At 63.4% G+C, this 20,656-nt stretch carries 19 protein-coding genes, 1 other RNA gene and 1 pseudogene; 13 read left to right on the forward strand and 8 right to left on the reverse strand.

Features of this window, described 5'->3' with window-relative positions; translation table 11 throughout:
- Positions 1-2: 2 nt before the first annotated feature.
- Complete coding sequence (locus tag VC212_RS16225) at positions 3-974, forward strand: endonuclease/exonuclease/phosphatase family protein (protein WP_323526401.1); 972 nt, start codon at positions 3-5, stop codon at positions 972-974.
- A gap of 117 nt (positions 975-1,091) precedes the next feature.
- Here VC212_RS16225 and VC212_RS16230 read toward each other — a convergent pair whose 3' ends face one another.
- The 6 genes from VC212_RS16230 to ykgO all read right to left on the reverse strand — a co-directional run bounded on the left by VC212_RS16230 (position 1,092) and on the right by ykgO (position 5,794).
- Positions 1,092-2,312 (reverse strand): TraB/GumN family protein, encoded by a 1,221-nt coding sequence (locus tag VC212_RS16230; RefSeq protein ID WP_193552449.1) that lies wholly within the window; start codon positions 2,310-2,312, stop codon positions 1,092-1,094.
- A gap of 4 nt (positions 2,313-2,316) precedes the next feature.
- Positions 2,317-2,844 carry a GNAT family N-acetyltransferase gene (locus VC212_RS16235; RefSeq protein ID WP_323526368.1) on the reverse strand — a complete coding sequence of 176 codons (528 nt, stop codon included), beginning with the start codon at positions 2,842-2,844 and terminating at the stop codon, positions 2,317-2,319.
- Between the two features lie 4 nt (positions 2,845-2,848).
- Positions 2,849-3,733: a carbon-nitrogen hydrolase gene (locus tag VC212_RS16240; protein WP_115562196.1), complete on the reverse strand. Its 885-nt coding sequence runs from the start codon at positions 3,731-3,733 to the stop codon at positions 2,849-2,851.
- Between the two features lie 114 nt (positions 3,734-3,847).
- Positions 3,848-4,882 carry an agmatine deiminase family protein gene (locus VC212_RS16245; protein ID WP_323526369.1) on the reverse strand — a complete coding sequence of 345 codons (1,035 nt, stop codon included), beginning with the start codon at positions 4,880-4,882 and terminating at the stop codon, positions 3,848-3,850.
- Positions 4,883-5,114: 232 nt separating this feature from the next.
- Positions 5,115-5,456, reverse strand: coding sequence for a hypothetical protein (locus VC212_RS16250; protein ID WP_055852198.1), 342 nt, complete (start codon positions 5,454-5,456; stop codon positions 5,115-5,117).
- Between the two features lie 212 nt (positions 5,457-5,668).
- Positions 5,669-5,794, reverse strand: coding sequence for a type B 50S ribosomal protein L36 (gene ykgO, locus VC212_RS16255; protein WP_005913193.1), 126 nt, complete (start codon positions 5,792-5,794; stop codon positions 5,669-5,671).
- 172 nt (positions 5,795-5,966) lie between these two features.
- On the opposite strand from ykgO, the gene cmk reads away from it, so the two are divergent.
- From cmk to VC212_RS16305, 10 genes are all read left to right on the forward strand, one after another.
- On the forward strand, positions 5,967-6,650 hold the full coding sequence (gene cmk, locus VC212_RS16260) for a (d)CMP kinase (RefSeq protein ID WP_115513122.1): 684 nt from the start codon (positions 5,967-5,969) through the stop codon (positions 6,648-6,650).
- A 183-nt stretch (positions 6,651-6,833) separates the two neighbouring features.
- Positions 6,834-8,519 (forward strand): 30S ribosomal protein S1, encoded by a 1,686-nt coding sequence (gene rpsA / locus VC212_RS16265; RefSeq protein WP_055852209.1) that lies wholly within the window; start codon positions 6,834-6,836, stop codon positions 8,517-8,519.
- Positions 8,520-8,605: 86 nt separating this feature from the next.
- Entirely contained in the window at positions 8,606-8,917 is a 312-nt protein-coding gene (locus VC212_RS16270; protein WP_055852212.1) for an integration host factor subunit beta, read from the forward strand.
- 66 nt (positions 8,918-8,983) lie between these two features.
- Positions 8,984-9,289 (forward strand): LapA family protein, encoded by a 306-nt coding sequence (locus tag VC212_RS16275; protein WP_104614612.1) that lies wholly within the window; start codon positions 8,984-8,986, stop codon positions 9,287-9,289.
- A gap of 6 nt (positions 9,290-9,295) precedes the next feature.
- Entirely contained in the window at positions 9,296-10,474 is a 1,179-nt protein-coding gene (gene lapB / locus VC212_RS16280) for a lipopolysaccharide assembly protein LapB (protein ID WP_055852219.1), read from the forward strand.
- Between the two features lie 95 nt (positions 10,475-10,569).
- Positions 10,570-10,645, forward strand: a non-coding RNA gene (locus VC212_RS16285) — sX9 sRNA.
- 251 nt (positions 10,646-10,896) lie between these two features.
- Positions 10,897-11,871: a glycosyltransferase family 4 protein gene (locus VC212_RS16290; protein WP_323526371.1), complete on the forward strand. Its 975-nt coding sequence runs from the start codon at positions 10,897-10,899 to the stop codon at positions 11,869-11,871.
- Positions 11,872-11,884: 13 nt separating this feature from the next.
- On the forward strand, positions 11,885-13,792 hold the full coding sequence (locus VC212_RS16295) for a nucleoside-diphosphate sugar epimerase/dehydratase (protein WP_055852227.1): 1,908 nt from the start codon (positions 11,885-11,887) through the stop codon (positions 13,790-13,792).
- A complete protein-coding gene (gene galU, locus VC212_RS16300) occupies positions 13,792-14,685 on the forward strand; it encodes a UTP--glucose-1-phosphate uridylyltransferase GalU (RefSeq protein ID WP_055852231.1) in 894 nt (297 codons plus the stop codon). The genes VC212_RS16295 and galU overlap by 1 nt, the downstream gene beginning before the upstream one ends.
- 168 nt (positions 14,686-14,853) lie before the next feature.
- Entirely contained in the window at positions 14,854-16,710 is a 1,857-nt protein-coding gene (locus VC212_RS16305; RefSeq protein ID WP_323526373.1) for a monovalent cation:proton antiporter-2 (CPA2) family protein, read from the forward strand.
- 398 nt (positions 16,711-17,108) lie between these two features.
- On the opposite strand, the pseudogene VC212_RS16310 reads toward VC212_RS16305, so the two are convergent.
- Both VC212_RS16310 and VC212_RS16315 read right to left on the reverse strand, forming a co-directional pair.
- Positions 17,109-17,396, reverse strand: a pseudogene (locus VC212_RS16310) (gamma-glutamyltransferase); the annotation flags it as partial.
- A 451-nt stretch (positions 17,397-17,847) separates the two neighbouring features.
- Positions 17,848-18,168, reverse strand: a complete 321-nt coding sequence (locus VC212_RS16315) for a DUF1244 domain-containing protein (RefSeq protein WP_115527877.1) — start codon at positions 18,166-18,168, stop codon at positions 17,848-17,850.
- Between the two features lie 49 nt (positions 18,169-18,217).
- On the opposite strand from VC212_RS16315, the gene folD reads away from it, so the two are divergent.
- Together folD and guaB are read left to right on the forward strand one after the other, a co-directional pair.
- Complete coding sequence (gene folD, locus VC212_RS16320; RefSeq protein ID WP_055852245.1) at positions 18,218-19,102, forward strand: bifunctional methylenetetrahydrofolate dehydrogenase/methenyltetrahydrofolate cyclohydrolase FolD; 885 nt, start codon at positions 18,218-18,220, stop codon at positions 19,100-19,102.
- A 92-nt stretch (positions 19,103-19,194) separates the two neighbouring features.
- On the forward strand, positions 19,195-20,652 hold the full coding sequence (gene guaB, locus VC212_RS16325; RefSeq protein WP_055852250.1) for an IMP dehydrogenase: 1,458 nt from the start codon (positions 19,195-19,197) through the stop codon (positions 20,650-20,652).
- Positions 20,653-20,656: the final 4 nt, after the last annotated feature.

The raw sequence follows: 20,656 nt of genomic DNA on the forward strand, positions 1-20,656 counted from the left end.
CGATGCCTTGGCCGGTACGCGCAGGGCAACACTGGCGCCGCGCTGGCCGGTGTGCGGCCGTTGTCGCACTGGCGCTGTGCTACGCGCACGCGCACGCAGGCCAGCCTGGTCAGGCTGGGCCGTTACGTGCTGCAGCGCAGTCCAGGCAGGACGGCTCTGCAGCGGTCAGTGACCCCGCAGGGCAGGCAACCCCAGCTCCATCTGTCCGCGGCCTGACCCTGGTCACGCTCAACCTGCATCATGACCGCGAAGACTGGCCGGCCCGTCGCGCCTATATCGCCAAGGAGCTCAAGCAACTGGCACCGGATGTCATTGCGTTGCAGGAGGTCATCGAGCGCCGCGGTAGCGTGGAAAACCAATCTGCCTGGTTGGCGCGCAAGCTGGGCTACGAGGTGATCTTCGCCTCGGTGGATCCCCCCGGTGCCGCCAAGCGCTATGGCAATGCGTTACTGAGCCGGCGCAAGGTGCTGGCGCGCCATGAGCGCCTGCTGCAACCGCTGGACGACTACCGCGTTGCGGCGCATCTGCAGGTGGATATCGATGGCCAGCCGGTCAATGTCTACGTGACCCATCTCAACGAACGCGCCGATGCGCGCGGCACCGCAACGCGCACGCGCCAGGTCGGCGACCTGCTGGAGTTCATTGCCTCCACCAGCGCGCAGGCGCCGGTGGTGATTGCCGGCGATTTCAATATCGCCGCCGACGCGCTGGATCTGGAGGCGCTACGCAAAGGTTATGGCGACAGCTATGGCAGCGTGCACCGCAACAGCGATGCCACGGTCAGTACCTTGAATCTGCATGTCTTCGACACGCCGGCGCGCATCGACCACGTGTTCTTCCAGCAGAACCGCCTGCTCGCCCGCGAAGCCCGCATTCTGTTCGACACGCCATATGCCGAAGGCCGCTGGGCATCGGATCACTATGGCGTGTGGGTGCGTTTGCAGCTCGCACCGGATCAGGCAGCCGCTCCGTAACGCCAACCACGTAGGAACGCACCCGGGCGCGACGGGCTTTACCGATAACGCCCAATCGCGCCCAGGTGCGCTCCTACAAGGCGTCGGTATCCCGCACCTTGTCGACTGCCTTCTCAATCACCCATGCAGGCGATTGAAGATCTGCACGCCTGCCAGCCACACTCCGGCCATGCTGCCGACGTTGGTCAGCAGAAACGTCAGCACCACGCGCGATACGCGATTGCGATACCAACCGCGCAGGGTCTGCGCATCGTCGCGTAGCGACAGGAAATCGCCATAGGCCGGCTTGCGCATATGCACTTCGACCAGCGCGGCGAAGGCACCGGTCGGTACGCTCAGACGGAACGGTTTGAACGGGGCGACCACTGCAGCGGTCAGGATGCTCAACGGGTGGCTGCCGGCCAATAGACAGCCCAGTGCGGCCAGCCCGCCGGTGTACATCGCCCACTGCAGCAACAGGTCGGCGCCCATGCTCAGGCCGCCGCGCCAGAACCCGATGCCGATCCCGGTAATGATCACTGCCAGGATGCCCAGCGTGATCCAGGGAACGCGCTTGCGCTGCTGCACATATTCCAGCGACTCGCGCAGCGGGCCGGGCGCATCGGTGTCTTGTTCGAGGTGCCGCGCAAGCCCGGCCAGGTGTCCGGCGCCGACGACTGCCAGCACTTCCTGCTGCCCGGCACCGGCTTCTTCGCGCAGGCGCGTGGCCATGTAGCGATCGCGCTCGGCTATCACCGTGTCGTAGAGCTCCGGGCTCTCGCTGGCGAAATCGCCAAAGCTCGCCTCCAGCATGTCGCCTTGCTTGAGCTTTTCAATCTCCTCTTCGCCCACCTCGTCGGCGGCGAACAGGCCGCTGAGCAGACCGCCGGCAAGTTTCATCTTGCCGAAGAATCCCAACCGCCCGGACGCACGCTTGAAGGTCAGCCCGACTTCGCGATCGATCAGATAGACCGGCAGCCCCTGCGCACGCGCCAGATTCACCGCCTCTTTCAACTCCGCGCCCGGCTCGATGCCCAACTGCTTGGCCAGGCGGCGCTGGTAGGCCGCCAATGCCAGATTGGCGGCGAACAAGGCCACGCGCCCCTTGCGGATCACCTGCACCAGATCCAGACGGGCGAGGGCATCGGGGTCGCTGAGCGCCTGCAGCCGCTGCGCGTCCAGCTCTACCGCCACCGCGTCGTAGCGGCCGCTGCCGATCGCCCGCTGCACCGCGGCGACGCTGGCCAGCGAGACATGGGCAGTTCCCAGCAAGGTGTAGCGCACGCCATCGCGTTCGACGATGCGGTGCGGCTGGCCGGACAGCGCATCGTCCAGAACGTGGGTGGTCTGCTCAGTCATGGGATCATTCATCAGAAGGAGGGGCGGTGTTACCGGAGCCGAGTTGGCGCTGCATCTGCACGCCGTCCAACCAGCGACCCTGCTTGCGGCCGATACCGGTGAACACTCCGACCGTGCGAAATCCAAAACGTTCATGCAGCCGCAGCGATGCCTGGTTGCTGGCATCGCCGATCACCGCAATCATTTGCCGATAACCGCGCTGCTCGCAGCGCGCGATCAGTTCGCCCAACAGGGCCTTGCCGATCCCGCGGCCCTGCATGTCGGCGGCAAGATAGATCGAATTCTCCACCGTCCAGCGGTAGCCCGCACGTGCGCGATAGGCACTGGCATAGGCATAGCCGGCGACAGCGCCGGCATGTTCTGCAACCAGATACGGGTAGCCGGCATCCACGATCGCGCGCATGCGGGCGTGCATGTCCGCGCTAGACGGCGCGCTGTATTCGTAGGTATTGAACCCGGCGATCTGTTCCGCATAAATCGCGGTGATCGCCGGGATGTCCGTATCGCGGACTGCACGCAGCTCGACGGCCATGCGATCAGTCGATGTAACGCTTGAGCAGGTCGCCGTACGCATCGATGCGACGGTCGCGCAGAAACGGCCAGATGCGCCGCACATGTTCGCTGCGCTGCAGGTCGACATCGCAGATCAGCACGGTCGGCTCCTGGCCGGCTTCGGCGATGAACTCGCCCTGCGGCCCCAGCACATGGCTGTTGCCCCAGAACTGGATACCGGACGCGTCCAGCGGCGAGGGTTCATGCCCGACGCGGTTGCACGACAGCACCGGCACGCCATTGGCGACTGCATGCCCACGATGGCTCAGGATCCACGCATCGCGCTGACGCTCCTGCTCGGGTTGCTGATCGTCCGGGTCCCAGCCAATCGCGGTGGGGTAGAGCAGCAGTTCCGCACCGGCCAAGGCCATCAAACGTGCCGCTTCCGGGTACCACTGATCCCAGCACACCAACACGCCCAGGCGGCCCACCGAGGTATCGATCGGCGTAAAGCCCAGATCGCCCGGCGTGAAATAGAACTTCTCGTAGAAGCCCGGGTCGTCGGGGATGTGCATCTTGCGGTACTTGCCGAGCAGGCGCCCGTCCTTTTCGAACACCACCGCAGTGTTGTGATACAGGCCGGCGGCGCGGCGCTCGAACAACGAGGCGACCAGCACCACGCCATGTTGCTTGGCCAGCGCACTCAGGCGCTCGGTGCTCGGGCCGGGGATCGGCTCGGCCAGATTGAATTCGTCCACCGACTCGTGCTGACAGAAATACGCGCCGTTATGCAGCTCCTGCAGCAGCACCAACTTGGCGCCCTGTGCGGCAGCCTCGGCCACGCGCGATTCGATGATGGCCAGATTGGCCTCGGCGTCGCCGTGGTTGCGCTCTTGAATCAGCGCGACGGAAAGAAGGTGACGGGACATGGCATCTCATCCTGCAAAGGTGCGCACTAAGGTAGCGCGCCATGGCATAACACCGGCCTGCCGGCCGGAACAAGAAACGACGCGCCACTTACGTAGTCGCGTCGAACGCACTGGTCAGGCGGCGAGCAGGCCGGCCGGCAACTGCATGGTCAGGCAATGCAGGCTGCCGTTCTGCCAGATCAACGCACGGCAGGGCACCGGCACGATTTCGTGCTGCGGAAACGCTTCGGCCAGCACCGCCTGCGCGGTCGCATCGGCCCGATCGCCATACGCCGGCATCAGCACCGCGCCGTTGACGATCAGGAAGTTGGCATACGACGCAGCCAGGCGACGGCCCTGATCCAGGATCGGCTCGGCCCACGGCAGCACGAACAAACGGTACGGCTGCCCGTCGGCGGTGCGCAGCGCGGCCAGCTCGTTGCCCATCGCCTGCAGTTCGGCGTAATGCGAATCGCCGGGCACATCGCAGCCCTGGTAGACGATCGCGTGCGGGCCGGCAAAGCGCGCCAGCGTGTCGATATGCGCGTCGGTGTCGTCGCCTTCGAGGTAGCCATGGTCCAGCCACAGCACGCGATCCTGCGACAGCCATGCAGCAAGATCACTGCTCAGCGACTCGCGCGTGCGCTGCGGGTGACGTTCGTGCAGGCAGGTCCAGGTGGTCAGCAGTGTGCCGGCACCATCGGTTTCGATCGCACCGCCTTCCAGCGCAAAATCCACCGTCTGCACCGGGGCGGGCACGAAGACCTGCGCCGCATCCAGCGAACTCACCAATTGGTCGTCCAGGCTGGCCTCGAACTTGCCGCCCCACCCGGTGAAGCGGAAATCCATCAGCCGGAAACCGTCATCCTGGCGCAGCGTGATCGGGCCGGAATCGCGCAACCAGGTGTCGTTGTAGGCGGCGATCACAAAGCGCACCCGCGTCATGTTAACGCGCGCCGAACGCAGCCGCGCTTCGGCATAGATCTGCAGATCGTCATCGGCGACGCAGACGACCACCGGCTCGAAGCGGGAGATCGCGGTAATCAGCGCGATGTAGGTCTCTTCCACATCGGCCAGGCGCTCGGCCCAATCGGTGCCGGCATGCGGCCACGCAAGCAACACGGCGGATTGAGGTTCCCATTCGGCGGGAAAGCGAAGACGGTCGGTCATGCGAGGCAATACTCATCTTGGTGTCCGGGCAGCGGCCCGGACGTTCATCGATACCCCGCACCCGAGTGCAGGCTCTTGCGACCCAGGCGCACGTTGCCGCGCCAGGCTTGATGCAGATTCGCAGCAACGCATGTCCGAGTGCTGACGGACCAGATACGTGGTGCTGCGACGCGTTGGGCCAGAACGTGCAGCGAACGATGTCTGCACGCGCTGGCCGGGGTGATGTCGCGTCTTACTGGATCGGCGGTTTCGGCCCGATCTCGTTGGCATCGGCCTGATTGGCCACCACGTCGATCACCTTGCTCTTTTCGAAGTACACGGTGAATGCCGGATACACCCAGCGGTGGATGGTCGGCCACTGGCGCTTCTGGCCACCGCGCGGGTCGAGCTTCTCCTGCGGCGCACCGTAGCGGCCTTCGACCTGACTCATGCTGTCGCCACGCAAGGGCAGGGCGGCGGCGGGTTTTTGCTGCGCACGATCGACCAACAGCGTTTCGGCCGATGCGGCGGCACTGATCCCCATCAGCGCGATTGTCAGCACGATCGGCGGCATCACAAACAAACGGTTGCGCATGTCATCTACTCCCCAGTGGACAAGATTCGGATGGTGATTACAGCAAAAAACCAGGACAAACGTTGGCGCGATGCGTGCCACTCGGGCAGTGACGTCGACGCGTGGCAGCAGATGCCTTGCTCAGCACGCCAAGGATGGAGCCGCATCAAGCGTCGGCCAAGAAAAAACCGCCCGAAGGCGGCTTTCTCGGGTCTTGCACGCGCCGCGAAGGCTCAGCGCTGACGCGCCTTGAAACGCGGGTTCGACTTGCAGATCACGAAGACCTTGCCGCGGCGGCGGACCACCTTGCAGTCGCGGTGACGGGTCTTCGCAGACTTCAGGGAGGACAGGACTTTCATGGCACACCTCGGCGTAAACGGTTGGATTCGATGGAAGAGTGCGCGCGATCGAGGCTGCACCCGCAATTAAGCCGGCAATTCTAACCGGCTTTTCGTCGTGCTTTCAAGTGGTTGCATCCGAATCGCTGCGAGCGGCGCTACACTAGCGCCTGATGACCTACCGGAAACCTGAATGACCGACCTTTCGCCCGTCCTCACCATCGATGGTCCCTCCGGCGCCGGCAAGGGCACAGTGAGCCGCATCGTGGCTGCCCGGCTGGGCTGGCACTACCTCGATTCGGGCGCACTGTATCGCGCGGTGGGGGTGGCGGCGAGCTGGGCCGATCTGGACGTGTCCGACCCGGCTGCACTGGTGCGTTGCACCTTCGATACCAAGGTCGAGTTCGACGACGCCGGCGAAGCGGGCTTGCGGGTCCTGGTCAACGGCGTGGATGCGACCGGCGAATTGCGTCTGGAGACCACTGGCGCCCTGGCCTCGGCGATTGCGGCGATTCCCGAGGTGCGCGGTGCCCTCAAGGAACGCCAACGCGCATTCAGGCGCGCACCCGGCCTGGTCGCCGATGGGCGCGACATGGGTACGGTGATCTTCCCGGATGCCGCATTTAAGGTTTTCCTGACCGCCAGTGCCGAAGAACGTGCGGGCCGTCGTCATAAACAGTTGATGGAAAAGGGTGTTTCGGTTATCTTTGACGACCTGCTGCGCGAGATCATGGCCCGAGATGCCAGGGATGCCCAGCGGGTGGTGGCGCCATTACGGCCGGCCGAAGACGCCGTGCTCATCGATACCAGCGGGATAGGGATCGAGGATGTCGTCCAGCGTGTGGTCGGGATGTTAGCTGTCCACACGTCGTCGTAAGCGTTCCGCAAGCGGGCATGTCCCGCCGACCGTAAGGCGTTCCACAGCTCCGTCGCGCATCCTGTGTGGCGGTTCTACTACTTCTAAACCGACTCGTTGTTGGGGTCGACCAACAGGCTGGGCGGTCCGTATCTGTCGCAACCCGACGATCAACGCCCGTGTGTTCAACTGAGTAAAATCCAAATGACAGAATCTTTTGCTGAACTGTTCGAAGCCAGTCAAGCCAATCTGGCCAAGCTGAAGCCGGGCTCGATCGTCACCGGTACCGTCGTGGAAGTGCGCGGCGACGTGGTGGTGATCAACGCAGGCCTGAAGTCCGAAGGCATCGTGCCGATCGAGCAGTTCCGTAACGACGCTGGCGAGATCGATGTGGGCGTGGGCGACCAGGTCAAGGTTGCGCTGGACTCCATCGAAAACGGCTTCGGCGAGACCGTGTTGTCGCGCGAGAAAGCCAAGCGCGCGATGGTGTGGGACGAGCTGGAAGAAGCGTTGGAAAAGAACGAAACCATCACCGGCCGCATCAGCGGCAAGGTCAAGGGTGGTTTCACCGTGGACATCAAGGATGTTCGCGCGTTCCTGCCTGGTTCGCTGGTGGATGTGCGCCCGGTGCGCGACCCGGCCTACCTGGAAGGCAAGGAGCTTGAGTTCAAGTTGATCAAGCTGGATCGCAAGCGCAACAACGTCGTGGTGTCGCGTCGTGCAGTGGTCGAGAGCGAGCATTCGGAAGAGCGCGAGCAGCTGATGGACAAGCTGCAGGAAGGCGCGATCCTGAAGGGTGTCGTCAAGAACCTGACCGATTACGGCGCATTCGTGGACCTGGGCGGTATCGACGGCCTGCTGCACATCACCGACATGGCCTGGAAGCGCGTGCGCCATCCGTCCGAAGTCGTGAACGTCGGCGACGAGCTGGACGTGCGCGTGCTGAAGTTCGATCGCGAGCGTAACCGCGTCAGCCTCGGCTTGAAGCAGCTGGGCGAAGATCCGTGGGACAACATCGCGCGTCGTTACCCGGCCAACAGCCGCGTGTTCGGCAAGGTCTCCAACGTCACCGATTACGGCGCATTTGTCGAAATCGAGCCGGGCGTCGAAGGTCTGGTGCACGTCTCCGAGATGGATTGGACCAACAAGAACGTCAACCCGTCCAAGGTTGTGCAGGTTGGTGACGAAGTCGAAGTGATGGTGCTGGATGTGGACGAGGAGCGTCGCCGCATCTCGTTGGGCATGAAGCAGGTTGCCGCCAATCCGTGGGAAACCTTCGCTGCGACCCACAAGAAGAACGACAAGGTGTCCGGTCAGATCAAGTCGATCACCGACTTCGGCATCTTCATCGGTCTGGACGGCGGCATCGACGGTCTGGTGCACCTGTCCGACATCAGCTGGAACACCACCGGCGAAGATGTCGTGCGCAACTACAAGAAGGGCGACACGCTGGAAGCCGTTGTGTTGGCAGTGGACCCGGAGCGCGAGCGCATCAGCCTGGGCGTCAAGCAGCTGGAGCAGGACCCGTTCGGTCAGTACATGGCGTCCAACCCGAAGGGGACGAAGGTCGAAGGCGTTGTGCGTGAAGTGGATGCCAAGGGCGCCACGATCGACCTCGCCGACGGTATCGAAGGCTACGTCGCTGCACGCGACATCGCCAACGAGCGCGTCGACGATGCGACTCAGCACCTGAAGGTCGGCGACAAGATCGAAGCCAAGTTCGTGGGCATGGACCGTAAGGGCCGCACCCTGCAGCTGTCGATCAAGGCCAAGGACGATGCCGAAATGCGCGAGACGCTGGAGGAATATCAGTCCTCCGCTGCGTCGGGCGGCATGACTCAGCTGGGCGCGCTGCTGCGTGCACAGTTGAACAGCAACAAGTCCGAGTAAGCGCGTAGCGCTCTCGCGAGCGTGATGGATCGGCCCGGGCTTGCCCGGGCCGATTCCGATGTGTCAGTCGAAAAAAGCAAGTTCCCATGACCAAGTCCGAATTGATTGAAATCCTGGCGCGACGCCAAGCGCATCTGAAGTCGGACGACGTGGATCTGGCGGTGAAGTCACTGCTGGAAATGATGGGGCAGGCGCTCTCCGATGGTGATCGGATCGAAATCCGCGGGTTTGGCAGTTTTTCGCTGCATTACCGTCCGCCACGTCTGGGCCGCAATCCTAAGACCGGCGAGTCGGTTGCGCTGCCGGGAAAGCATGTTCCGCATTTCAAGCCGGGCAAGGAATTGCGTGAGCGTGTCAGCTCCGTGGTCCCGGTCGATCTGGCCGATTCCGCAGACTGAGGCGGCTCTACCGCTGCGTTTATGTCGGCTCGGTTAAGCTAGGCGCCTTCCCGACGGAGTCGCGCGATGAAGGTGTTTCGCTTGCTGGTGATGCTGGCTTTCTTGTTGGTCGGCCTGATTATCGGTGCGGTCAATTCCCAGGACATCACTCTCGATTTCCTGTTTTCTAGTGTGCACACGAGTTCCGGGGTGGCGATCATCGTCGCGCTGCTGGTCGGTGTGTTGATCGGTGCCGGCATGGTGCTGGTCAGTGTGGTCATTCCTCTCTATTCCAAGCTGCGTCAGGCCAACAAGGCTGTTGCGGTCAGCCGCGCCGACGCCAGGCCCATCACGCCTGCCGCAGTCGAGCCGCGCCCTCTCGATGGACTCTAAGCACGTATGGACTTCCTGACCGAGTGGTTCTGGTTTTTCCTGTTTTTACCGCTGGCGGCGCTCAGTGGCTGGATCGTCGGCCGCCGCGGTGGGCAGCGTCATGGCGACACTCAGGTCAGCCGACTGTCCAGTACCTATTTTCGTGGTTTGAACTATCTGCTCAACGAGCAGCCGGACAAGGCGATCGAGCTGTTTTTGCACATCGCCGAGCTGGATAAGGAAACCTTCGAGACGCAGGTCGCGCTGGGTCACTTGTTTCGCCGCCGCGGGGAGGTCGATCGCGCCATCCGCCTGCATCAGGGCCTGGTGCAGCGCGCCGACCTGACCGATCAACAGCGGGTCCAGGCCTTGCTGGCGCTGGGCGAGGACTACATGAAGTCCGGCCTACTGGATCGCGCCGAAACGGTCTTCACCGAACTTGCGCAGCTGGATCAACGCGCGCCGCAGGCGCTGCGTCACCTGATCGGCATCTATCAGGCCGAGCGCGATTGGGAAAAGGCGATCGACAACGCCACCCGTTACGAAGAAGTCACCGGCGAGCCGATGGGCAAGCTGATCTCGCAGTTCGAATGCGAGCTGGCCGATCGATACCGCGGACTGGGCAAGGTCGACGAAGCCTTGCAGGCGATCGCGCGTGCGTATCAGGCCGACGGCACGTCGGTCCGCGCCGGCATTCTGGAGGGGCGCATCGAAGCCGAGCGCGGCCATAACGAGGCCGCCGTGCGTGCCTTCGAGCGCGCCGCACGGCACGACCCGGAGTATCTGCCGGAAATCATTCCTGCCCTGATGGCCGCCTATCGGAGCGTCGGCGACATTGCCGGCGCACGTAATTTCCTGTCGGAGATGACCGAGCACTACCGCGGTATCGCACCGGTGCTGGCGCTGACCCAATTGATGGAGGCGCAGGATGGGGTTGCGCCCGCGCTGGCTTATCTCGGTCGTCAGCTCAAGGACCGGCCATCGGTGCGCGGCGAGTCGGCGTTGATCGACCTGACGCTTGCCGAAGGCAGCGACCCGGTTGGCACCTTGAACGATCTCAAGCACATCACCGACCAGCTCTTGGTGCGTAACCCCAGCTACCGTTGCACCCGTTGTGGGTTCGGCGCAAAAACCCACCATTGGCAATGCCCGAGCTGCAAGGAGTGGGGCACCGTCAAGCCGCTGTTGAACTACGCGGTGGTGTAAGGCGTGTTTCTGTCTGTTCGGCACACTGCGTTTAGAGCGACTGCCAAAACGACGACGCAGTCGCCAGGCGGGCGCGGCCGGTGCTCGGAATCGGCATGTACCACTCGTGCACTCCGGTTCCTGCGCGCCGTCCACATTCGTCTGTCAGCCGCTCGCGACGTTTTCTTAGCCGCTGTTGGTTTGATCGACTCGCGGGTCGCGACGTCGCAGCTTGCGTCGGCGCCAATCATGCCCGTGGCAATCCGCTGGCTGGCAGCTGCGCAGATGCCACCTGCACCGCTATGCCGTGTGCTGCCCGATGCCTCCGATCTGGGTCGGGTCCGCTTGCAGCTTTGGCCATTTCTTCTGCGCGGTTCTCTTATGCGTGATTCAAAAAAGCGCACGTCATATGCCCGTGGTCCTGACAGCGGTGATACGCGCTGATGCCTCAGATCTGGCTCTGGTGCGCCTTGCACGTAGTCGTTGCGGCGCTTGGAACGTGGCTGCTGCGACGGTATGCGTTGCATCGTCGCCTTCTCGATGAACCCGGCGAGCGGCGCAGCCACGTGGTTGCCACTCCGCGTGGTGGCGGCATGGCGATCGTTGCCGCGATCCTGCTGGGTTGCGCTGCGGCCAGCTTGCTGTGGCCAGCGGCAAGTATGGTGGTTGGCTGGTTCGCGGTCGGGTTGATCCTGGTGGCCGGCGTCGGTTGGTGGGACGACCATCGGCCGTTGTCGGCCAGGCTGCGGTTTGCGATCCATCTGGCCGCATCCGTATCGCTTGGATTGCTGGTCACGTACTGCACGGGCAATGCATGGGATGGCGTGCTCAGCGCCGTCGCGTCGGTGGTGCTGATCAATGTGTGGAACTTCATGGACGGCATCAACGGATTAGCCGCCAGCCAGGCCGCGCTGGCCGCACTGGTATTTGCGGCGGTGGCTCCGGCAGCCTGGTCGCTGGCTGGTCTGGCGGTAGCGGCAGCATGTCTGGGGTTTCTGCCGTTCAACTTCCCGCGTGCGCGCATCTTTCTTGGCGACGGTGGCAGCGGTGCGCTGGGGTATGTTCTGGCCGCGTTGCTTGCGCTGAACGTCGCAGGCGGGCAGGTCAGCTGGTGGATCGGCTGGCTGCCGCTGACCGCCTTCCTTGTGGACGCCGGCTTCACGCTACTGTCTCGCATGCTCGCCGGGCAGCGCTGGTGGGAGCCGCACGCGCAACACGTGTATCAACGCCTGGCGCGCCGGCTTGGAACGCATGTTCCGGTAACCGCTGTTTATTTCGCTTTCAGCGTCGCTGCCGTCTGCTTGTATGTGTTACTTCGTCATGATGTGTTTGGTCAGCAAGTCTGGGCAGCCGTGGTGTGGGGCTTGGGCGCTAGTGCCAGTTGGTATTTTCTGCGCGATGGATTGCGCAATTCCTGAGTAATGGATTCTTATGATTTCCTGGCGTGACCGTTTGACCAAGGCGCTGCCGCAAGTTGCAGTGGTAGTACACGACCTTCTGATGGTCTGGGTGTGCTGGCAGCTGTTGCATGCGGGTCGTTACTCGATGCTGCGCGAAGCACCGGACCTTCCTCTTTGGGATTGGCGCACCGCCGTGGTCCTGGTGGCACAGGGGCTGGTGTTCTGGAAGATGGGTCTGTACCGCGGGCTTTGGCGCTTTGCATCGGTGCCTGACCTCTGGAACATCTTCAAGTCGAGCTTCCTCGGCTTGGTGGCGATCGTGCTGGCGTTGTCGTACGACCGCCTGGACGGCGTGCCGCTCTCGGTACTGGTGGTCTATCCGTTCGCGCTGTCGGCGCTGCTCGGGACGCCGCGTCTGCTGTATCGCGCCTGGAAGGATTACCAGATCGCACATTCCGGCGATGCGGCGCAACGCGTGCTGATCCTGGGCGCCGGACGCGCTGCTGAAGGTCTGGTGCGCGATCTTCGCCGCACCGGTACCTTCGTGCCGGTCGGCTTTCTGGACGATGCCAACAACCTGCACGGCGCCAAGATCCAGGGCCTTAACGTGCTGGGCAATCTGGATCAGGCCGCTTCGATTGCCAAGGAAACCGCCGCCAAGCTGCTGGTGATCGCGATTCCCTCGCTCGATGCCTCTGGCATGCAGCGGGTGGTGGCGATCTGCGAGAGCACCGGCCTGCCGTTCCGGATGGTGCCCAAGCTGATCAATGTGCTGGAAGGCCGTTCGCTGCCTGGCGAATTGAAGGAGGTCGCCATCGAGGACCTGCTCAATCGCAAGCCAGTGACGCCGGACTGGCGATTGATCCGAGACTGGCTGACCAACAAGACCGTGATGGTGACCGGTGCCGGCGGTTCGATCGGTTCGGAAGTCTGTCGCCAGTGTGCGCGTCACGGTGCGCGTCGCATCGTGCTGCTGGAAATCGATGAGCTGGCGTTGCTGACCATCGATTCGGATCTGCGTCGCTTGTTCCCGGATATCGAAGTGGTGCGGGTGCTTGGCGATTGCGGCGACCCGGCCGTGGTGGCGCATGCGTTGAACACCGCCGCCCCGGATGCGGTGTTCCATGCCGCCGCGTACAAGCAGGTGCCGTTGCTGGAAGAGCAGCTGCGCGAGGCCGTACGCAACAATGTGCTGGCGACCGAGAACGTTGCGCGCGCCTGTCAGCGCGCACGCATCGAAACCTTCGTGTTTATTTCCACCGACAAGGCGGTCGAGCCGGTCAACGTCCTTGGCGCAAGCAAGCGCTACGCGGAGATGATCTGCCAGAGTCTTGATGCGCGCGATGCGCCAACGCGCTTCATCACCGTGCGCTTCGGCAACGTGCTGGATTCGGCTGGCAGCGTGGTGCCGTTGTTCCGCGAGCAGATTCGCCAGGGTGGCCCGGTCACGGTGACGCACCCGGACGTGACGCGCTACTTCATGACCATTCCCGAGGCGTGCCAATTGGTGATCCAGGCAGCTGCCTCGGCGTCGCATGGCGCGATCTACACGCTGGACATGGGCGAACCGGTGCCGATCCGTCTGCTTGCCGAGCAGATGATCCGTCTTGCCGGCAAGCAGCCGGGCAAGGATGTGGCGATTCTCTACACCGGATTGCGTCCTGGCGAAAAGCTGCATGAAACGCTGTTCTATTCCGACGAAGACTATCGCCCGACCGCGCATCCCAAGATTCTGGAAGCCGGCGTGCGCGAGTTCTCGCACGAGCAGGTGTTGCAGCTGGTGACGCGTTTGCGCGAGGCGGTTAATCGCTATGACATCAAGGCAATGGAGACTGTGCTGGGCAGCCTGATGCCGGATTTTGCGGCTGCTCGACGGAAAGTCGACGCGCGATCTGATACGGTCGTTCCATTCCCCGCACGTGAGGTCAGAAGACTGTAATGAGCCAGCGTATTCGCAAGGCCGTATTCCCCGTCGCAGGTCTTGGGACCCGCTTTCTTCCGGCCACCAAGACGGTGCCGAAGGAAATGCTGCCAATCATCGACAAACCATTGATCCAGTACGCTGTCGACGAGGCCATCCAGGCCGGCTGCGATACGCTGATCTTCGTCACCAATCGGTATAAGCATTCGATTGCCGACTACTTCGACAAGGCCTACGAGCTGGAGCAGAAGCTCGAGCGTGCAGGCAAGCTGGAGCAGCTGGAACTGGTGCGTCATGCGTTGCCAGAAGGCGTTCGCGCCATTTTTGTGACGCAGGCCGAGGCGCTGGGTTTGGGCCACGCGGTGTTGTGTGCGAAAGCAGTGGTCGGCGATGAGCCGTTCGCCGTGTTGTTGGCGGACGATCTGATGTGGAACCGCGGCGATGCCGCGCTGACCCAGATGGCCGATGTGGCCGAAGCATCCGGCGGCAGCGTCATCGCCGTGGAAGATGTGCCGCACGACAAGACCGCCAGCTACGGCATTGTTTCCACCGATACATTCGACGGCCGCAAGGGCCGCATCAATGCGATCGTCGAAAAGCCCAAGCCGGAAGTAGCGCCGAGCAACCTGGCCGTGGTCGGCCGCTATGTGCTCAGCCCGAAGATTTTTGAGTTGCTGGAAGCGACCGGTGCAGGCGCCGGCGGCGAGATCCAGCTGACCGATGCGATTGCCGAGCTGTTGAAGAAAGAGCAGGTCGATGCATTCCGCTTCGAGGGCCGTCGTTTCGATTGCGGCGCGCACATCGGCTTGATCGAAGCGACCGTGCACTTTGCGCTCCAGCACGAGAAGCACGGTGGACCGGCGAAGGAAATTCTGCGTAACGCATTGGCCCAGGCCGACGCGCGCGACTGATCGCTTAGCCACTGTTTCATCGCGAACGACGCCATCCGGCGTCGTTCGTCGTTTAGGCGTTTCGATCAAAGTGCGAGTGCTCGGTGGAAACGATGGCGCCTAAGCTGGTCGGCGCAACAAGCAAGCAGATGCAAGGCGTCACTGCGCGCGTGTCGTTAGAATCCGGGTATGAGCCAGCCTGCGCATTCCAGTGAACTGATCAACGTGGTGGCTCTGCTGGGCGCTGCGGTGGTTGCGATCCCATTGTTTCGGCGGCTGGGCCTGGGCTCGGTGCTCGGGTACCTGGCAGCGGGCCTGGCGATCGGCCCATTCGGACTGGGCCTGTTCGACGACCCGCAGGCGATCCTGCATGTCGCCGAATTGGGCGTGGTGATGTTCCTGTTCGTGATCGGCCTGGAAATGCGGCCTTCGCATCTGTGGAGCCTGCGCAAGGAAATCTTTGGACTGGGCACCGTGCAGATCTGCGTGTGCGCACTGGTGCTGACCGGGATCGGCATATTGCTCGGCTTTGCGCCACCGGTGGCCTTCGTGGCTGCGTCCGGTTTCGTGCTGACCTCGACCGCAGTGGTGATGCAGTTGCTGGCCGAACGCGGCGATGTGGCCTTGCCCTCGGGGCAGAAGATCGTGGCGATCCTGTTGTTCGAAGACCTGCTGATCGTCCCGTTGCTGGCGATCGTGGCCTGGATGGGTTCCAGTGGCGATCCGCAGGCCGCGTCGCAGCGCTGGCATGACGTCGGGATCGGCCTGGCCTGCATCGTTGGCCTGCTGGTGGCCGGGCGCTGGTTGCTCAATCCTCTTTTCCGGATTCTTGCCGCGTCCAAAGCGCGCGAAGTGATGACGGCGGCAGCGCTGTTGGTCGTGTTGGGCGCCGCACTGCTGATGCAGGTGGGCGGGCTATCGATGGCGATGGGGGCGTTCCTGGCCGGGGTGCTGCTGTCCGAATCCACCTTCCGGCATCAGATCGAAGCCGATATCGAGCCGTTCCGCGGCATCTTGCTGGGCTTGTTCTTCCTGGGCGTGGGCATGAGCCTGGACCTGCGCGTGGTTGCGGCCGACTGGCGTCTCATCCTTGTCGGCGTGTTGGCGTTGATGGTGGGCAAAGCGGCGTGTATCTATGCGGTGGCGCGGGTGATGCGCAGCGATCATCGTCAGGCACTGGATCGTGGTGTGCTGATGGCGCAGGGCGGCGAGTTCGCCTTCGTGCTGTTTGCGGCGGCCGCGGCATCGGGCGTGATCGATGCGCAGGTCAATGCCACCCTCACCGCCATCGTGGTGCTGTCGATGGCGCTGACGCCGTTGTTCGTGCTGTTGCAGCGGCGTTTGACGCCCGCGCCGGAGGTATCGCTGGACGGTGTGGAAGCAGCCAACGGTCAGACCGGCAGCGTGCTGGTGATCGGCTTCGGACGCTTCGGTCAGGTGGCCAGCCAATCACTGCTGGCGCGCGACGTGGACGTGACCATCATCGATAACGACATCGAGATGATCCAGAGCGCGGAAGAGTTCGGTTTCAAGATCTATTACGGCGACGGGACCCGGCTGGACGTGTTGCATGCTTCCGGTGCGCATACTGCGCAGGCGATCGCGGTGTGCATCGACAATCGCGAGGCAGCCAACCGCATCGTCGAGCTGGCGACGCGCGAGTTCCCGCATGCGCGCCTGCTGGTGCGCTCGTTCGATCGTGAGCATTCGCTGCAGCTGATCGCCGCCGGTGTGGATTACCAGATTCGCGAAACCTTCGAGTCGGCGGTGACCTTCGGCCAGATGGCGCTGGTCGAGCTGGGCGTGGACGAGGATGAGGCCGGCATGATCGGCCGCGAGATCCGCCGCCGCGATGCGGAGCGGCTGGAGCTGGAAATCGCTGCGGGGAATGTGCGTGCCGGGGCAGGGTTGATGTTCGGCAACATCACGCCGACGGTCCCCAAGCCCACGCCATTTACGCCGCCGCGCCGAGAGAGCCGATCGCTTAACCGCGATGCGTTGGCGCAAACCGGTGAAGAGGCTGCGGTAGAGACCAAGAACGGCTGACAACACGCCATGATCGTCAGTTGGGCGAGGAGCTGCGCAAGAACCCAATGTGCGGGTGCGTGCAGCTGGCTTGCGGCAATGCAGTCTTTTGGCTCCTGTTGCCGTCAGCTGGATGCTCAGGTCGCGTCGTCGAGCGCGCGATGCCCTCACCGCTTGCGGGACACGCTGTGAATCCATCCATGGACGCTCCGTGGCGGCATCCATGCCGCCACAGGGTCCCGCAAGCGGCGAGGGCACCGCGCCAGGACGTTGGTCGGTGAGCAGGTAAACAGCTGGCCTTACTGCACTTCCACTTGGCGATAAAAGGCCAGCAACTAAACTGCGGGGCTCGTGCCTTGCTTGCAACCGTGCACACCGACCATCTCGACTGGCCCTTGTCCGCCTGCCGGCGCGGGACCTTATGCGGCATGGATGCCGCATAGCCAGGACGTTGGTCGGTGACCAGGTAAACAGCTGGCTGTACTGCACTTCACTTTCGTTGCGAAGTCGCTCGGTATTGCGACGCCGCGGTTTGCGTGGCGGACGCGGTGGCCTTCGCGCGCGTAGCGGATCGCCAGCGCCAGGTTCTGCGCCATCGGCTTGCGCCCGAAGCGCTCATGCAGCGCGAACCAGCCATCCACTGCGCCCGGTACCGACACCGGCAGCGGCCCGGTCGGCGGAATGTCTTTCAGCCCGCGCCGCTGATAAAAGGTCAGCAACTAAACGGCGGGACTGGTGCCTTGCTTGCAACCATGCACACCGACCCTCTCGACTGGCCGTTGTCCGCCTACCGGCGCGGGCTCTTATGCGGCATGGATGCCGCATAAGAGCCCCCATGGACGGATTCACAGCGTGTTCCGCGGCGGTAGGCGGGCAAGGGCCCTACAGCCAGGGCGCAGATCATGCGCTCTGCATTAGATCTATCCACTGCGTTCAACCCTCCCAAGCACCCAAACTTTTCGAGTCTTGAGGCCATCAACAAGACATCGCTAGCAATAAGTACCTAGGTGGAAGCGATGCACGCAACACCAGCGTGGATTCGTGCCACAGCCGCGAACCGCATCGAGGGGCAGCGATGCTCGCTGGATGGCCACGCAGATGTCAGTTAGGCAAAGTGGACGCACAGCAATCGCAACAGCCGCGCGTCCAGACCAACGATCAGCCGTGTTTGCGCTGGGCCGCAGCGAATGCTTCGAGTTGTTCGGGAGTCGCGTCTTTCTGATGTTGCTGTTTCCACTGCGCGAACGGCATGCCGTAGACCGCTTCGCGCGCCTGGTCCTTGCTCATCGGCTGACCTTGCGCCTCGGCCGCTTCGCGGTACCAATCGCCCAGACAGTTGCGGCAGAAGCCGGCCAGGATCATCAGGTCGATGTTCTGCACATCGGTGCGCTCCTGATTGAGATGCTGCAGCAGGCGGCGGAATGCGGCCGCTTCGATGGCGGTGGTGGTCGAATCGGTGGGCGGGGTGGTGTCGGTCATGACGGAATCGGGGACAATAGACGGCCTTCGACTCTACACCTGACGCCCCATGACCGCTTCCGCGCCAGCTGCCTCCGCTCCGGCCCGCCTTCTCGATGGTCGCCGCATTGCCGAGGACCTGCTCGACGGGCTGAAGTTGCGCGTGGATGCGCGCGTGGCCGCGGGCAAGGCGCGGCCCGGGTTGGCGGTGGTGCTGGTCGGCGGCGACCCGGCATCCTCGGTGTATGTGCGCAACAAGCGACGCGCGGCGGAAAAAGTGGGTATCGAAGCGTTCGATTACGACCTGCCGCACGGCACTAGCGAGGCCGAGTTGGCGGCGTTGATCGATGAGCTCAACACCGATCCCAAGATACACGGCATCCTGATCCAGCTGCCGCTGCCGGGGATTCCCGATGCCAACCGGCTGATCCAGCGCATCGATCCGCGTAAGGATGTGGATGGCTTCCATCCGCAAAATGTGGGGCATCTGGCACTGCGCGAATTCGGCCTGCGCCCGTGCACGCCGCGCGGCATCGTGACCTTGCTCGGGCATACCGATCAACCGGTGCGCGGGCGCAACGCCACGATTGTGGGTGTGAGCAATCACGTCGGCCGGCCGATGGGGTTGGAACTGTTGATCGCCGGTTGCACAGTCACCAGTTGCCACAAGTTCACCCCGGCCGATGTGCTGGAGGCCAGCGTGCGCAATGCCGACATCCTGGTGGTGGCGGTGGGCCGCCCCGGGCTGATTCCGGGCGAATGGGTCAAGCCAGGCGCAGTGGTGATCGATGTGGGCATCAACCGGCTGGAAGACGGACGCCTGGTGGGCGATGTCGGCTTCGATGCCGCCGTACAGCGCGCAGCCTGGATCACGCCGGTGCCGGGCGGGGTGGGGCCGATGACCGTGGCCACGCTGATGCAGAACACCCTGGAAGCGGCGGATGCCGCTGGTTGAGCGATCGGTGTAACGCAGCATTGCGGCTGCGTGGTGTCTTCGTGAAGGCTTTCAGGGTAAAATGCCGCGCTTCCCCAAACTCGGGTCCGCCGATGCTCCGCATCCAGGCTGAAGCTCTCACCTACGACGACGTCTCGCTCGTCCCCGCTCATTCGATCGTCCTGCCCAAGGATGTCAGCCTGGAAACCCGGCTGACCCGCGATCTGCGTCTGAAGTTGCCGATCTTGTCGGCCGCGATGGACACAGTGACCGAGCACCGCCTGGCGGTGGCCATGGCACAGCTGGGCGGCATCGGCATCATCCACAAGAACCTGACCCCTGCCCAGCAGGCGGCCGAAGTAGCCAAGGTCAAGAAGTTCGAGTCCGGCGTGATCACCGAGCCGTTTACGGTGAGCCCGGACACCACGATCGGCGAAGTGATCGCACTGACGCGTGCGCGCAACATCTCCGGCGTGCCGGTGGTGGATGGCAGCGAACTGGTTGGCATCGTCACCAGCCGCGACATGCGTTTCGAAAAGAAGCTCGACGATCCGGTCCGCCACATCATGACCAAGAAGGATCGCCTGATCACCGTGCGCGAAGGCGCCAGCGATGAGGAAGTGCTTGAGCTGCTGCATCGCAACCGCATCGAAAAAATCCTGGTGGTCAACGACAGCTTCGAGCTGCGCGGCCTGATCACGGTCAAGGACATCCAGAAGAAGACCGACAACCCCAACGCCGCCAAGGATTCGTCCACGCGGCTGCTGGTCGGCGCGGCAGTCGGTGTGGGCGGCGATACCGAACAGCGCATCGAGCTGTTGGCGGCTGCCGGCGTTGACGTGGTCATCGTCGATACCGCGCACGGCCATTCGCAGGGCGTGATCGACCGTGTGGCCTGGGTCAAGAAGACCTATCCGCACCTGCAGGTGATCGGCGGCAACATCGTCACCGGCGATGCAGCGCTGGCGCTGATGGATGCCGGCGCCGATGCGGTCAAGGTTGGCGTAGGTCCGGGTTCGATCTGCACCACGCGCGTGGTTGCAGGTGTGGGCGTGCCGCAGATCACCGCGGTGGACATGGTGGCCGAAGCCTTGCAGGACCGCATTCCTTTGATCGCTGATGGCGGCATCCGCTACTCCGGCGATATCGGCAAGGCGCTGGTGGCGGGTGCGTCCACGGTGATGGTCGGCGGTCTGCTGGCCGGTACCGAAGAAGCGCCTGGCGAAGTCGAGTTGTTCCAGGGCCGCAGCTACAAGAGCTACCGCGGCATGGGCAGCCTGGGCGCGATGGAGAAGGGGTCCAAGGACCGCTATTTCCAGGATTCCAGCGACGCCGACAAGCTGGTGCCGGAAGGTATCGAAGGCCGGGTGCCGTATCGCGGCTCGGTCGGCGGCATCATTCATCAGCTGATCGGTGGCCTGCGCGCGACCATGGGCTATGTGGGCTGTGCCACGATCGAAGACATGCGCACCAAGCCGAAGTTCGTCAAGATCACCGGCGCCGGCCAGCGCGAAAGCCACGTCCATGACGTGCAGATCACCAAAGAGCCGCCGAACTATCGGGCGGGGTAATTCG

The sequence above is a fragment of the Xanthomonas sp. WHRI 8932A genome (genome assembly GCF_035012785.1).
In the GTDB taxonomy this organism is placed as follows: domain Bacteria; phylum Pseudomonadota; class Gammaproteobacteria; order Xanthomonadales; family Xanthomonadaceae; genus Xanthomonas.

Bases quoted from the DNA above. Each gene is read 5' to 3' on its own strand.
- VC212_RS16225 (WP_323526401.1), top strand. From the start codon at position 3: ATGCCTTGGCCGGTACGCGCAGGGCAACACTGGCGCCGCGCTGGCCGG.
- VC212_RS16230 (WP_193552449.1), bottom strand. From the start codon at position 2,312: ATGACTGAGCAGACCACCCACGTTCTGGACGATGCGCTGTCCGGCCAG.
- VC212_RS16235 (WP_323526368.1), bottom strand. From the start codon at position 2,844: ATGGCCGTCGAGCTGCGTGCAGTCCGCGATACGGACATCCCGGCGATC.
- VC212_RS16240 (WP_115562196.1), bottom strand. From the start codon at position 3,733: ATGTCCCGTCACCTTCTTTCCGTCGCGCTGATTCAAGAGCGCAACCAC.
- VC212_RS16245 (WP_323526369.1), bottom strand. From the start codon at position 4,882: ATGACCGACCGTCTTCGCTTTCCCGCCGAATGGGAACCTCAATCCGCC.
- VC212_RS16250 (WP_055852198.1), bottom strand. From the start codon at position 5,456: ATGCGCAACCGTTTGTTTGTGATGCCGCCGATCGTGCTGACAATCGCG.
- ykgO (WP_005913193.1), bottom strand. From the start codon at position 5,794: ATGAAAGTCCTGTCCTCCCTGAAGTCTGCGAAGACCCGTCACCGCGAC.
- cmk (WP_115513122.1), top strand. From the start codon at position 5,967: ATGACCGACCTTTCGCCCGTCCTCACCATCGATGGTCCCTCCGGCGCC.
- rpsA (WP_055852209.1), top strand. From the start codon at position 6,834: ATGACAGAATCTTTTGCTGAACTGTTCGAAGCCAGTCAAGCCAATCTG.
- VC212_RS16270 (WP_055852212.1), top strand. From the start codon at position 8,606: ATGACCAAGTCCGAATTGATTGAAATCCTGGCGCGACGCCAAGCGCAT.
- VC212_RS16275 (WP_104614612.1), top strand. From the start codon at position 8,984: ATGAAGGTGTTTCGCTTGCTGGTGATGCTGGCTTTCTTGTTGGTCGGC.
- lapB (WP_055852219.1), top strand. From the start codon at position 9,296: ATGGACTTCCTGACCGAGTGGTTCTGGTTTTTCCTGTTTTTACCGCTG.
- VC212_RS16290 (WP_323526371.1), top strand. From the start codon at position 10,897: ATGCCTCAGATCTGGCTCTGGTGCGCCTTGCACGTAGTCGTTGCGGCG.
- VC212_RS16295 (WP_055852227.1), top strand. From the start codon at position 11,885: ATGATTTCCTGGCGTGACCGTTTGACCAAGGCGCTGCCGCAAGTTGCA.
- galU (WP_055852231.1), top strand. From the start codon at position 13,792: ATGAGCCAGCGTATTCGCAAGGCCGTATTCCCCGTCGCAGGTCTTGGG.
- VC212_RS16305 (WP_323526373.1), top strand. From the start codon at position 14,854: ATGAGCCAGCCTGCGCATTCCAGTGAACTGATCAACGTGGTGGCTCTG.
- VC212_RS16315 (WP_115527877.1), bottom strand. From the start codon at position 18,168: ATGACCGACACCACCCCGCCCACCGATTCGACCACCACCGCCATCGAA.
- folD (WP_055852245.1), top strand. From the start codon at position 18,218: ATGACCGCTTCCGCGCCAGCTGCCTCCGCTCCGGCCCGCCTTCTCGAT.
- guaB (WP_055852250.1), top strand. From the start codon at position 19,195: ATGCTCCGCATCCAGGCTGAAGCTCTCACCTACGACGACGTCTCGCTC.